Here is a 13,045-nt window from a genome sequence, read left to right as displayed (position 1 = left end):
ATATAGCTTCTGTAATTGTACCCTTTAATAGGCAGATTGTAAAGACTCCCTAAACATTTCAAATGCCGATGGAATGGCATATTCCTCTTCTAAATCCTTCTTGCTGACCCATGTAAGTTCCTCTGACTCCACCGGTTCTTTCAGAGAAACCAAAACTCCTCTCATCTGCCATTCAATGTGGCTGAAAATATGTTTCCCCTCATGCGTAAATTCATAAGCACAGTCAGTCATGCCCCAGCCGTCCAATGTTTCTTTCACCAGATCCTGACTGCACTTCCCGAGTATATTGGGAAATTCCCACAGTCCCGCCAAAAGACCTTTCTCTTCTCTTTTATGAAGAGCTACCATGCCGTCCGTCTCGATGACGAACACGGTCCTCTTTTCTATCATCCGTTTCTTTTTCGGCTTCTTCACCGGCAGCTTGTCGATCAGATCCTCTCTGTATGCGGTACAAACTGTGTCCCATGGACAGTCACAACATTTCGGCTCTCCGTTAGGCACACAGACAATGGCCCCCAGTTCGATCAGCGCCTGATTAAAATCTCCGGCCCTTTGATCCGGCATGATCTCCATGACTTTCTCTGCCATCTCTTTTTTCGTTTTTTCTTTCAGGATATCGGAATCATCTCCCAGCAGCCTTGCCATAACACGCAGCACATTTCCGTCAACGGCCGGAACTCTGATGTCATAAGCGATAGAGGCGATGGCTCCCGCCGTGTACATACCGATCCCTTTTAACGAAAGCAGTTTATCATAGTCATCCGGAAGTTTTCCATCATACTGTTTTACGATGGTTTGAGCCGCGGTTTTTAAGTTTCTGGCCCGGTTATAATAGCCCAGCCCCTCCCACAGTTTCATAAGTTTTTCTTCATCCACTTCTGCCAGATCCTTTACCTCCGGCAGTTCCTCCATAAAGTGGTCAAAATAGGGCTTCACTGCCTCCACTCTGGTCTGCTGGAGCATAATCTCAGAAACCCAGATGCGGTATGGATTCTTGTCCGCCCGCCAGGGCAGGATTCTTGCATTATGGTCATACCAGAAAAGCAGTGCTTCTCCGATTTCTTTTGTCAATTCCATTACAAAGTCCCTTCTAGCAATAAAATGGTCAGCAATCCTGACGTTTTATTATATCAGGGAACCAGGCAGATTTCTACCTTGAGATTTATGGAAAGGTTTCAAAACATTAAATTGTATTAAATGAAATTTTATATCTTATTTTCGATTATCCGCATAATTATTATATTTTCAAACATTTTACCGTATAGAAAAACACTTATCCCAAGTGATGTATCAACAATTCTATTTATAGCAAATGCTAGGGGACTTGTATCGGTATTGTGAGTTACTGTAACACACAAAAATACGACACACATTAAAAAAGTTCCTTTCTGTTGCTTTAAGACCACTGATAAATAGATAATTGGCATAAGGGTAATAGACAAAATTAATTCTCTTATAATTTCGGAACTTATAGGTCTGAACATTCTTTCTACTATCAAAAAGCACATTCCCTCTATTCCTCCGATAATTGTAGCGATTTCTCGATTTTGGCTACAATAAGGGTACTTTCCATATCTGATTGCATACATAATATTGAAGCAATGACAGCATAAAATGAAACACTATCCCCCCTTAAACCGTCTATCACAAAACACAGGAATACAGAAATTACTGTTTTGATAGCTCTTAATCCAATCATAATATTTTACTTTTCATATATTCCTTTTAGAATTGCTTCATCTAGTATGTGTCCTTCCATACTTTCATACAGCTCATTGAGAAAGAAACCGTTCTTCAAATCAAGGATTTTATCTAACGCATAAATATGCAACTCATATGTATGTGACTTATCAGGTGGTGTCATACCACCATAACAACTTGATAACTCTATTGATTGTTGATTTCCCTGTACACTTATCCAACTATTTGCACTTTGAATAAAGTCAACTGCCGTTTGACTTTCATTTTCTTTCAATTCATGCCTTGTCAAATTTGCACCAATCCAATGTACCCAGATAAAGCCTGTAACTGGATATGCGTCTTTATCTAAGGATAGTAACTGGAAGATTGTAGGATAGATTTTTAACAGCGTGCATTTTTTGTAAGTCTGCACGCTCTCCCCTGCTATTTATTCATCTTTTATCCTACTACCTTGATTATAATCTCCTTTGTGGATAATAACAAAGGAGGAATTTATTATGGCGAAATACGCATATATCCGAGTTTCAAGCAAAGACCAGAATATCGCAAGGCAGGTGGAAGCCATGCAGGAAATTGGACTGACAAAGAAGCAGATGTATATTGATAAACAATCAGGAAAGGATTTTATACGCAAGAATTATCAAAGGCTGGTGAGGAAACTGAAAGCAGGCGACGAGCTTTATATTAAGTCCATAGACCGTCTGGGACGTGATTATGATGAAATACTGGAGCAATGGCGTTATCTAACAAGAGTAAAAGACATTGAACTGATTGTATTGGATTTCCCTCTGCTTGATACCAGAAATCAAGTGAATGGCGTTACAGGAAAATTCATAGCAGATTTGGTATTGCAGATACTTTCCTATGTCGCCCAGATAGAAAGAGAGAATACGAAGCAAAGGCAAGCGGAAGGAATACGTATCGCAAAGGAAAAAGGCGTACAATTTGGACGACCAAAGCATGATTTCCCAGAGCAATTTGAAGAAATTTATCAACTGTGGGAAACTGGGGAAATCAGTATGCGTGAGGGTGGACGACGACTAAACACTCATCACACTACGTTTGCGAGGTGGATAGCCCGTTACCAACAACAAAAGGCATAAAAAGTAGACTTTCTACACCACTTCTAAACTTTGTTTTTTTGTACTGATTTAAGTTTAAAACCGCTATTTTTATCCAAAATTATCCTGTACTAAATGATAACACACACGGCACAAAAAGTCTGCTTTTTGTGCCGTGTGTACTTCAAATCATTCAATCCATTTATCCTGATGTGAATATCATAAATCTACATTGAGGGGAGGGGGGAAAACGAGATAACGGCAAAACGAAGATTTTTCATAATGAGAAATCGGGAGAGCGAACCAGAGAAACAACGGCTCATGGAGATGCAGGATTTGCCCTGTCTGGTTCAAGACCTCCACAAATATGAAAAATAAAAAAGGAGATAAATAAGATGAAGCTAAAAAAATTAAAAAGCATACTTGCCTGTGTGCTTGTCTTATGTATGTTATTTGGTGTACAGTCTAATCTTGCTTTCGCACAGGAAAATGATGATACCATAGCGCAGGAAAATGTAGCTGACTCTACGACAGATGATACGACTGGTGCAACAACGGACGATACCAAAAATACAGACACAACGGGCGAAGATGATGTGAACACAAAAACAGAGAGCAGTTCTGAAATAATGAACCGTAGTATTGCGGAAACTGAACCAGAAGCAGAGATTACACCACAGTCCAATGATACTATACGCGGAAATTGTGGACCATATTCTATAAATGGATATACGAATACTGTGACGTGGAGACTTGACTCATCTACTTCAAGCGAAAACATGTATACTCTTATTATTTCTGGTTCTGGTCCTATGGGAGATGCGTATACTGGATATCCTAATAATATCAACAGCGGTGCACCAGAGTGGGATGCCTATTCTAACCAAATTGAAAAAGTTGTAATTGAAAGTGGAGTTACATCTGTAGGAGCGAAGTCTTTCAAAAACTATAAAAATCTGAAACTAGTAAGTTTGCCTTCTTCACTTCTTAGGATAGGTAAGGATTCTTTTTATGGCTCTGCTATTGCTTCAATTAATCTTCCTGAAAATTTAGAAACTATTGAAGAACAAGCTTTTTATAATAGTTCTTTGTCAGGAAGTCTTTCTGTTCCGAGTAGGGTTACTTCGATTCCCACCTATGCCTTTGGCAAAACAAATATTGAGGAGATAGTTTTCAAGGGAGCTATTACTGAAATCGGGACTTCAGCATTTCAGGAGTGTAAGTCGTTAAAAGAAATACAGTTGCCAAATACGATAACAACGATAGGAGCTCAGGCTTTTATGAACTGCAGCGACCTTACAAAGATTGCGCTTCCTGATAATTCAAACTTTATAAAAATAAACAAAGATACATTTAAAAACTGTTCGAAACTGTCTTCTCTTTTTATTCCTGATTCTGTTATTCAAATTGAGAACTCAGCATTTGAAGGATGTTCAAGTTTAGAAAAAGTGATACTGCCCAATCAACTCACTACATTCGGTTCTAAAGCGTTTTACGGAGCTTCTTCACTGGTAGCTGCCTACATCCCGTCGTCAGTAAAGAATATTCCTCAAGGAATAAATGCCAATAATCAGATATTTAAAGGAATGTCGTCGAACAGCGTGATTTATTTGGGCAATAAATCTTTAATTGCATTAATGCTACAGAATTCTGGTAATTTAGATTCGACATCAAATGGCTTTGATACAACTAAAACTGCTCTTGCGGTTACCAATGGCGGTACTTTTGCTGACGATACAGTATTTGAACAAGGAAAGCTGGCCGTCCCTTCTAAATCGGGTAGCATCTTTAAGGGCTGGTACACCAAAGACGGCACAAACAACGATTGGGGCGATAAAGTTACCATGCCAACAACAGGCGAAACCTACTACGCCAAGTGGATCGAACTGAAAACGGATGATGTTTCCATGGAGTATGGCTCTACTAAGGCGCTTCCGACCATTGCTGATGTCACTCTTTCCAACTGGGAATCCAGCGATAGAACCATTGTCTCTATTGAGGGTAAAAAGCTAAAGGCAAATAAGGTTGGTAAAACTACCATCACTGCCACTGCTACAGATGACCATGGCAGTACTGGAACCCTAACGGTCAATATAGAAGTAACTCCTATGAGAATTATCTATGGTTCACCAGATGAAACAGAAGACGGTCGGCCATATATTGTATATTCATTAAATGAAGATGGGACAGCACCTAAGATTAGTGATATTTTAGGATTCTATCCGGTAAAAGAGAAACATGGAGAATCTGGTACTTATGAAGCAGATACTTCTAAGTCAAAGATTACACTTAAACCTGGTATGGGAGCAGACGGCGATGTGGAATATACCTATGTAAATGATGTTAGTGATAACCAAATTACTACTGATACTTTACCAACTCATCCAACTGTTGATGAAAAGGGGAATCCTCATAGTATTCGTGTAAAAATGCAACTAAAGAATCCAAACTATCGTTTCACTACTGTTGGTACGAATTGGAAACCAGAAGATACAATTATATTATATGTCACTTGTTATGAAAAGGGTATGGTTGAGGTAGATATGTATCTTGAGGGAGATGAGAACCCATTAGACACCTTTGATGAGCGTCAAGAGTATGAATATACTGGTGAAGGCATTGTTCCTACTACGAGAGATTTAACTACCTTATATACCAAGGGTGAAACCACTACTAACACGATCACACAATTTACTGCTCATTTTCATGCAGTTGAGGAGGGAACAGCCTTTAGTGGTACACACTTAACTAAAGTTAAAAATACGGAACTGACTACAGATGCTTTAAAAGCAATCGCTCCAAAAGAATTAGGTGTCTACTCATTCGTTGTGAATGGATATAATAACTATACAAAGACTTATTGTTATGTATCACGTCGTTATAGAATTATTAAGGGTAGTCCAAAAGGATATCCTACATTTAATTTCATTGAAAGTGGAAAGACATTGTCAGATGTTCAACTCAGTGGAACAATGAAAAATAAGATTGGAAAAACAGTCACTGGAACATTTACGTGGGAAAATGGAACTCAAACGGTACAGGCTGGAACTGCCTATAAATGGACATTTACACCAGATGATAACGATCATTATGAGGTTGTTAATGGGGAAAGTATAGTATGCCCGATTCATCAGGTAATCTTTGATACAAATGGCGGTTCTAAAGTAAACGAAACAAATGCTGAATACAACAAGGAAATTAGTGAACCTGAAACAACTCGAGAAGGTTATCGCTTTGTTGGGTGGTATACGAATAAAGAATGTACAAAGGTATTTGATTTTAAGACACCGATTACGCAAGATATTACTTTATATGCAAAATGGAATGGCATTCCTACCATCAAAGCAAATGATGTAGTTTTAACCATTGGTGATAAATTCGACGCAAAGGCGAACGTTACGGCTACAGACAAAGAGGACGGAGATATTACAAAGAGCATTGAGGTTATTAGCAATAACGTAGATACTTCAAAAGCTGGAACATACAAAGTAATTTACAAGGCAACAGATAGTCAGGGAGCTTCCGTCACAAAGGCGATTACTGTTACCATCAAGGAAAAAGAAACACAAAAGCCAGCAACGGACACCAACAAGAAGCCAACTGGCACTGATACAGATAAGAAACCAGCAAATACGGATAAGCTGACAGCATCTGACAACCCTGAGACTGGCGATACCGCCAATATAACGGCATGGCTTGCGCTGATGATAGTTTCTCTTGGTCTGCTTGCTGGCTCATTTGCGGTAAGGAAATCACGTAAAAGCTGATAACCGTTGTGGGAGGGCTTTAATCGGCTCGTACAGACTATATGTTTTGTACGAGCTTTATTTCAGTATGACGGACATGCCCGTATTCTATAGTGAAAGTCCATTGTGGTAAAATGAGTGATTTTTAAATCATAAAACTACTTAAATATATAGTATCTATAAGGATATTAAAAATAGCAATCTGCGTGGCTCACATAGACTGGATCATAGAATCCAATCAGGATTTATATCGTCTGCTTTAGCCCTTTATATTCCATATCCGATTGCCACACAAAACACCCACACATTTTCTGCACCTGCCGCTTTCAAAGCTCTCGTACAGCTTTCCGCAGTGGCCCCTGTGGTATAAATATCATCTACCAAGAGGATTCTCTTTCCTTTCACCTCATCCGAAGCCCAGAAACTGTGTTCCATAGATACCAGACGCTCCCTTGGATTTAACGACTTCAGAGGCTTTGTATATTTGGTTCTAAACAGCACGCAGTCCCTGACCGGTACATGGAGCATTTCTCCAATGCCTTCTGCAAACAGCATCGCCTGGTTAAATCCCCGCTGTCTCTTTTTTCTCTTGTGGAGCGGAACAGGCAGTATCAGATCAATTCCCAAATCTCTCAGCCGCTTTAATTTCCTCTTTTTTATTTCCATAATATAAAAGTCTGCATACTCCTTATGATTTTGATATTTGATCGCCGCAAGGGAATCCCTCACTTCATCATTGTATACGCACAGTGCCATCCCTTTTTGAAATGTCTTCGGATGCTTTCTGCAGTCACTGCAGTATTCCGTTTCGTCTTTTTCAAGCGGTTTTCCACAGCAAAAACAGGCCGGCTCCTGCACAAAGACGACTCTCTGACAGCATTTTGGACAAATAAGACTTTGCTGGTTTTTTAAGATATGTTGACAGATCGGGCAGCGCCTCGGAAATAAGCAAGACAGGAATAAAGATAACATAAAAAATCCTTTCCGAAAGCAGGACGATTCCTTATATATGGATCATACCGCAAATCTTATAAAAAAACAATTCCTTGCATGCTCAAAAAAGTCCCGTATCTTTTCAGGATACGGAACTTTTCTGAGGATTTATTCATGATGGTATTATATTTGATTCTTAGATTTCTTTTTTCGCCTTTACAAGCGCCTGAAGCATTTCTTCAATCTTTCCTTTTCTGCTAGGAGCATTCAGGATTCCGCTTGTTCCGCCGCTTCCGTGAGCTCCACCCACTACGACTCTGTATACGTCATCCCCTGTGCTGACTCCGGCAGCCTGAATGATCTTGATATCAGGATTTACTGACTTCACTGCTTCATTTGTAGCTTCTATGTATGCGTCATCACTTGTGCTTCCTGTTCCGATCAGGCTGGTAGGTTCACAGATCATAACATCAGGTCCAAGCTCTGCAACCGCCCTTGTCTGTTCCACTGAATCTGAGCACACAATCGTGATCATATCCAGTTCATTTGCACGTTTGATGGTCTTATCCAGGTCACACATAGAAAGCGGATGCTCTGCGTGGTTTAAGATCACACCGTCCACTCCGGCTGCTTTCAGCGCATCCGGAAGGATGAATCCCATTCCTCTTCCCGGAACTAATCCGTCCATATGCTGTGTTGTAACGATCAGGTTCTTCGTCTCCTGTGCGATCTGTTTTAAGTCCACATGCTGTCCTGTAAAAATAATATCAATGTCATATTCCTCAGCAAGCTGGTCACAGACTTTTGCAAGCTCTAAGGATTCTTCTCCATAAATATATGCTTTCGGATTGACAATTAAAAATGGTACTCTCAATTCTTTCTTCATGCTCATGCCATCCCTTCTTATTCACCCATTACAATGATCTTGCATTTTCTTGTGCGGGCACGTGTGCGGTCAAAGTCTACAAAGTAAACATATCCGGTGGAACCGACGCCTAATTTTCCGTCTTCTACGTCAAATACCTGGCTGGAGCCGAGCATAGTAGCCTTCAGATGAGCATCACAGTTCCAGAGGGCTTTTCTGTCCCCGTCCGGAAGATATTCTGCAGCGTTCGGCCATGCCTCCACGGCCTCATAATGTTTTTCTCCCGGATAAATGTAGAGCTCTTTAGAATCCTGGTTCGGAATAATCTTTTCAAGTACATTGTTTAAGTCTTCCTGAAGGAACTCATCTCCTGCCTCATTGTAATCGTGTACAAATTCTTCAAAGAAAACAGAACAGGTTGTATGAGGTGAGATGACGGTGCAGGTTCCGCTCTTGATCCCGCTGTTTTTGATTGCTTCCTTTACCTGAGGGGTGATATCCAGGTAAGTCGGTGTCGTGCCATGAGAGTTCAGGCTGATTTGTTCTTTATATACGGTCATAATTGATTTTCCTCCTTACAGCTTGGAAATTAAGCTTCCCTTGTTTCAAATACTGCATAATAGTGTTCCAGACATTTCTGCATTCCCTGTTTTGACAATGCCTTTACATCCAGATACGTTTCCGGTTTATTATTGTCAATCTCCTCTTTTGCCGCCACTAACAGGTCAGAGAAGATATTGATTTTCGTAATTCCATTTGTTGCACAGCGGTTTAAGTTTTCATCTCCTGAAGAAGATCCTCCGTGAAGGACAAGCGGAGTGTCAACAGCCGCGGCGATTTCTTTCAGTCTGTCAAAATTAATTTCCGGAATGCCTTTGTACATTCCATGTGCTGTACCGATGGAGATTGCAAGTGAATCCACGCCTGTCTCCTCGGCAAACTTCTTTGCCTCTTCTACCGTTGTATACTGAGAATCTGATGTCTCATGGTTCTCATAGTTTTCACCGGCTCCTACATGACCAATCTCTGCTTCAACTACCACTCCTTTTGGATGTGCATAGTCAATGATTTCCTTAGTTTTTCTTACATTTTCTTCAAAAGTATCCTGTGAAGCGTCAATCATGACAGATGAAAATCCAAGATCGATTGCCTTTTTGATCACTTCCGGTGTAGTTCCGTGATCAAGATGAAGTACAACCGGTACTTTTGCTTCCTCGGCATATTTCTTTCCTACCAAAGCAGCGTCTTCTAATGTAATGTTTTCTCCGATATGTGCCTCAGCCAGTGCAAGGATCAGCGGGAGATTATGTCTTTCGGCTGTTTCCACATGCCAGCGGAGAGACTCAAGATCAATAAAGTTTGGTGCAGGGATCGCGAATTTCCCTTCCTGCGCTTTTTTAAACAGTTCCTTTGAAGTTACAAGCATCTTCTCTTTCCTCCTTAATTGAGAATGTCTCAAAGGTCAGGTCCGTCAAACGAACACAGACCTCCGGGACATCTTCTTTCTGTTCCTAGCTGTTAAACTATAAAACGTTTCTTCCGTACATTGCGTCCTGCTCTTTTCTCAGCTGGTAGATCAGCGTAGACTTATCTAATTCCACATCATCGTATGTCAAAAGTTCACCCTTCTTCACATCTCTCTTCATCACTGCCTTGTTTGTCACAAGTCCAAACGGTACGTATCCCTTCGCATCAGATTCTTTTGCTTCCGCGATAGATCCGTGTGTTGTGAATCCTCCGATTCCGTCGATAGTCTGGCCTGCTTTCAGGTCGATCTTCGCTCTTGTGATACACTCTGATACTAATCCGTCGATCGGTACACAGGTCACTTCTCCGTCGATAACTGCTTTCGCTACCGTAAGCGGTGTCTCTAAGTTACATAAGTGGTATGGACGGTATAAGGTCCAGAGCGGTCCAGGTCCCATGCTGTGGTATGCCATCTGGTATGCGATCTCTTCGTTCGGTGTGGATACGGTTACGAACACTCCAGGAGCAACTCCGTTTACATACTCTACAACTCCATGTTTGTTTAAGATTCCGCCGTCTTTTTTAAGCTTCAGGATATCATTTAACTCTTTGATGCCTTCGGTTCCCGGAGAAGTCTGTGGTCCGTGTCCTCCGATCACATCCGGTACCAGTCCTGTGTAGTTGGACATTGCGGTCATCTCTACCATCGTCTTTGTTCCGTCTTTGAATGCGCAGAGCATCTTGGGGCTCATGACTCTTCTGGTTGCTTCTTCTAATACGGTATCCGGGTTACAGTCATAGTCCAGTTTATTGTTCTTTCCTTTACCCATGACTTCTACATTCATTCCCATGGCTTTCGCAAAGCTGTAAAGTTCCATGACAGCTCCCGGCTCATCTCCTGCGGAACCTGTATAGATAACCCCTTCTTTTTCTGCCATCTTCTTTAAGTAAGGTCCGATGACTACGTCAGTCTCAACGTTCAGCATAACCACATGCTTTTTGTTCTTCATTGCGTCAGTTGCGACTTTTGCACCTACATCCGGCACTCCAGTTGCGTCGATGGCACACTCTACTAAGTTCGCCTGGGATACGAAGTTTGCATCTTCACAAGCTACATATTTCCCTGCTTCCATAGCTGCGTTTGCATCAGCAAGAGTTTTTGCCACTGCAATATCATCATCTTTTACACCTGCATATTTGAATGCATTGACTGCGTTTTCTACTTTAATGTCGGAAACGATGGCCGGCATCATACCGTTCATCAAAACCATCTGGGTTACCATTCCGCGTCCCATCTGGCCGGCTCCTACGATACCGGTTTTAATAATCTGTCCATCTTCCTGTCTTTTGATAAGTTTTTGGTCCATGTTTAACATAACATCAATCTCCTTAAATTCTATGTATGATTGTTAGATTGTTACCTGATTTCAATTGTGCCGCCGGCTTTCAAGTCCTCCGGCAGCAGTGCATTGCCTTCCAGCATAATGCATCCCGGGCGTTCTGCCTCGGTTCCGCCCTTAAAGCTTAATGTACAATGTCCAAGTTCCTTTAAGGTATGCGGTGCTTCACTGCCCACAGCGCTGATCTTAAAATCTTTGCCGCAGATCGTCATGGTATCTCCTGCCGCAGGTTCTTCTGTAAGTTCCGCCTTTGTATGTAAAACTGACAGTTCAGCAAGTTCCGGCGGAGCATCTTCATTAAAGATAATGATAAAGTTCATATCGGCATCCGAGAGAAACGCTAATGCGTCCGGCCCTAAGCCTGTGATGGTTGACTGATATTTCATATGTTCGTCTCTACCCTCCATTTTTGGTTCTATATTTCTTAATACATTCCAATACTGAATGCAAATGCGATCAATACGGCCAAAGGTCCGGTTACGATCCTTGAGAACAGCACTGCCGGAACACCCATCTCAATGGTCTGCGGTTCTGATTCTCCGAGACTCAGTCCAACCGGTACGAAGTCGGCACCAACCTGTGCATCGATAGCAAACAATGCCGGCAGTGCATACTGCGGCGGGATGTTTCCAAGAGCAAACTGTGCTCCCAAAAGAGTTCCGACTACCTGTGCGATAACGGCTCCAGGCCCCAAAATCGGGGATAAGAACGGCAGGGCACACACGAAAGAGATACCAAGCATTCCAGGCAGGGTACTGCACAGTGGGGAGATCGTCTTTGCGATGACATTTCCAAGTCCGCTGGCACTGATGATACCCAGAAGGGTACTTGTAAATGCCATGAATGGAAGCACGTTTTTGATGATCATCTCGATGGTCTCACGGCCGGCCTGGAAAAACTTGCTGACTACGTTTCCAACGCCTTTTCCGATCTTGACGATGATTCCTTCTTTTTTGCCGCTGTTTGCAGCGGCGATCTCTTCTTTCGCCCGGTCTTTGCTTTTCGGTTCATCTGCTGCAGCCGGTTTTGTCGAAGCTGCGTCTCCTTTATAATCAGATTCAAAGATATTTTTCTCTGTTACTGCAGAGACGTAAATCTCGGGAGTGATAAACTGTGCGAGCGGTCCTGCCTGCCCTACCGGCATCAGGTTGACGGTAAAGATACCTTTTTTCGGATAAACGCCGCATCTTGCGGTTCCTCCGCAGTCTACTACCGCTACCAGCACTTCTTCGTCCGGCGCCGTTGTCTTAAATCCGTCTAACGCTTCTCCGCCGGTCATATCTGCGATCTTCTGAGCTACCGGGTGGATTCCTCCGCCGGTTACACTTAAGATCTTGTGGCATTTTTCAGTTGCGGTGATTGTTAATGGTCCACCCCATCCGCCGTCTCCGGCCTTGATTGTAATTGTTTTATACATACTGGATCCCCCTTTCCGTTACTTGCTTGCTTTTCCGGTCATTCTGAAGTAGATCTGCTCTGTCAGCAATCCGCGGATCAGAATAACGATCACACCGACGATAAAGTATCTCACGGCAAGTCCTCCGATAGACAGGCCGAGCTTCGTGATACCGGCTGAGATACCGGTGTATACGAACAGTTCGCCGGGGTTTGCATGTGGAAAAAGTCCGGTAACAGGATGTACAAAACTTACACAGGAGTCATAATAAGCAGGTTTATATTTTTCATCTACGAAACGTCCGAAGGTATAGCACATCGGGTTTCCCAAGAAGAGCACCGCGATGATCGGAAGCAGTGTATAGCGAAGTACTGCAAATCTGGTCAGCTTCTGTGCGAAGCGTTCCACCCTCTCCTCTCCGATCAGCTTGATCACTGAGTTAACGGCTGTCATCAGGCAGACAACCAGCGGGATGA

General features: G+C 42.2%; 13 protein-coding genes. 2 read left to right on the top strand and 11 right to left on the bottom strand.

Annotation, left to right across the window (positions count from 1 at the left end; translation table 11 throughout):
* Positions 1–24 precede the first annotated feature (24 nt).
* From mutY to CI597_RS06405, 3 genes are all read right to left on the bottom strand, one after another.
* Positions 25–1,077 (bottom strand): A/G-specific adenine glycosylase, encoded by a 1,053-nt coding sequence (gene mutY / locus CI597_RS06415; RefSeq protein ID WP_024729222.1) that lies wholly within the window; start codon positions 1,075–1,077, stop codon positions 25–27.
* A gap of 436 nt (positions 1,078–1,513) precedes the next feature.
* Positions 1,514–1,699, bottom strand: a complete 186-nt coding sequence (locus CI597_RS19365; protein WP_235824565.1) for an aromatic acid exporter family protein — start codon at positions 1,697–1,699, stop codon at positions 1,514–1,516.
* A gap of 6 nt (positions 1,700–1,705) precedes the next feature.
* Entirely contained in the window at positions 1,706–2,113 is a 408-nt protein-coding gene (locus CI597_RS06405; RefSeq protein WP_024729221.1) for a YbhB/YbcL family Raf kinase inhibitor-like protein, read from the bottom strand.
* Positions 2,114–2,198: 85 nt separating this feature from the next.
* Here CI597_RS06405 and CI597_RS06400 point away from each other — a divergent pair, with 85 nt between their 5' ends.
* On the top strand, positions 2,199–2,804 hold the full coding sequence (locus CI597_RS06400) for a recombinase family protein (protein WP_024729220.1): 606 nt from the start codon (positions 2,199–2,201) through the stop codon (positions 2,802–2,804).
* A gap of 353 nt (positions 2,805–3,157) precedes the next feature.
* Positions 3,158–6,529 (top strand): leucine-rich repeat protein, encoded by a 3,372-nt coding sequence (locus CI597_RS18110; RefSeq protein ID WP_024729219.1) that lies wholly within the window; start codon positions 3,158–3,160, stop codon positions 6,527–6,529.
* Positions 6,530–6,775: 246 nt separating this feature from the next.
* On the opposite strand, the gene CI597_RS06390 is transcribed toward CI597_RS18110, so the two are convergent.
* The 8 genes from CI597_RS06390 to srlA form a co-directional block, all read right to left on the bottom strand.
* Positions 6,776–7,480 carry a ComF family protein gene (locus CI597_RS06390; RefSeq protein ID WP_024729218.1) on the bottom strand — a complete coding sequence of 235 codons (705 nt, stop codon included), beginning with the start codon at positions 7,478–7,480 and terminating at the stop codon, positions 6,776–6,778.
* A 157-nt stretch (positions 7,481–7,637) separates the two neighbouring features.
* Complete coding sequence (locus CI597_RS06385) at positions 7,638–8,333, bottom strand: triose-phosphate isomerase (protein WP_330675580.1); 696 nt, start codon at positions 8,331–8,333, stop codon at positions 7,638–7,640.
* Between the two features lie 11 nt (positions 8,334–8,344).
* A complete protein-coding gene (locus CI597_RS06380) occupies positions 8,345–8,866 on the bottom strand; it encodes a YjbQ family protein (RefSeq protein WP_024729216.1) in 522 nt (173 codons plus the stop codon).
* A 29-nt stretch (positions 8,867–8,895) separates the two neighbouring features.
* Complete coding sequence (locus tag CI597_RS06375; RefSeq protein ID WP_024729215.1) at positions 8,896–9,732, bottom strand: class II fructose-bisphosphate aldolase; 837 nt, start codon at positions 9,730–9,732, stop codon at positions 8,896–8,898.
* Positions 9,733–9,829: 97 nt separating this feature from the next.
* The gene (locus CI597_RS06370) at positions 9,830–11,149 is read right to left on the bottom strand and encodes an NAD(P)H-dependent oxidoreductase (RefSeq protein ID WP_095142898.1); all 1,320 of its coding nucleotides are present in this window, start codon (positions 11,147–11,149) and stop codon (positions 9,830–9,832) included.
* A gap of 41 nt (positions 11,150–11,190) precedes the next feature.
* On the bottom strand, positions 11,191–11,559 hold the full coding sequence (locus CI597_RS06365; RefSeq protein ID WP_024729213.1) for a PTS glucitol/sorbitol transporter subunit IIA: 369 nt from the start codon (positions 11,557–11,559) through the stop codon (positions 11,191–11,193).
* Between the two features lie 38 nt (positions 11,560–11,597).
* Positions 11,598–12,590, bottom strand: coding sequence for a PTS glucitol/sorbitol transporter subunit IIB (gene srlE / locus CI597_RS06360; RefSeq protein WP_024729212.1), 993 nt, complete (start codon positions 12,588–12,590; stop codon positions 11,598–11,600).
* A gap of 18 nt (positions 12,591–12,608) precedes the next feature.
* Positions 12,609–13,045 (bottom strand): PTS glucitol/sorbitol transporter subunit IIC (gene srlA / locus CI597_RS06355; RefSeq protein ID WP_143266063.1); only part of this gene is annotated, 437 nt, incomplete at its 5' end.

It is taken from the genome of Anaerostipes hominis (ex Lee et al. 2021) (assembly GCF_002270485.1).
GTDB classification, from domain to species: domain Bacteria; phylum Bacillota; class Clostridia; order Lachnospirales; family Lachnospiraceae; genus Anaerostipes; species Anaerostipes hominis.
Note: the sequence above shows the minus strand (reverse complement) of the source record. Positions and strands in the feature narration are given on the sequence as shown.

What these genes read in the sequence shown, in the direction of transcription:
- CI597_RS06380 (WP_024729216.1), bottom strand. Translation starts at nt 8,866, where the DNA reads ATGACCGTATATAAAGAACAAATCAGCCTGAACTCTCATGGCACGACA.
- srlE (WP_024729212.1), bottom strand. Translation starts at nt 12,590, where the DNA reads ATGTATAAAACAATTACAATCAAGGCCGGAGACGGCGGATGGGGTGGA.
- CI597_RS06390 (WP_024729218.1), bottom strand. Translation starts at nt 7,480, where the DNA reads ATGTTATCTTTATTCCTGTCTTGCTTATTTCCGAGGCGCTGCCCGATC.
- CI597_RS06365 (WP_024729213.1), bottom strand. Translation starts at nt 11,559, where the DNA reads ATGAAATATCAGTCAACCATCACAGGCTTAGGGCCGGACGCATTAGCG.
- CI597_RS19365 (WP_235824565.1), bottom strand. Translation starts at nt 1,699, where the DNA reads ATGATTGGATTAAGAGCTATCAAAACAGTAATTTCTGTATTCCTGTGT.
- CI597_RS06375 (WP_024729215.1), bottom strand. Translation starts at nt 9,732, where the DNA reads ATGCTTGTAACTTCAAAGGAACTGTTTAAAAAAGCGCAGGAAGGGAAA.
- CI597_RS06400 (WP_024729220.1), top strand. Translation starts at nt 2,199, where the DNA reads ATGGCGAAATACGCATATATCCGAGTTTCAAGCAAAGACCAGAATATC.
- mutY (WP_024729222.1), bottom strand. Translation starts at nt 1,077, where the DNA reads ATGGAATTGACAAAAGAAATCGGAGAAGCACTGCTTTTCTGGTATGAC.
- CI597_RS18110 (WP_024729219.1), top strand. Translation starts at nt 3,158, where the DNA reads ATGAAGCTAAAAAAATTAAAAAGCATACTTGCCTGTGTGCTTGTCTTA.
- CI597_RS06385 (WP_330675580.1), bottom strand. Translation starts at nt 8,333, where the DNA reads ATGAGCATGAAGAAAGAATTGAGAGTACCATTTTTAATTGTCAATCCG.
- CI597_RS06370 (WP_095142898.1), bottom strand. Translation starts at nt 11,149, where the DNA reads ATGTTAAACATGGACCAAAAACTTATCAAAAGACAGGAAGATGGACAG.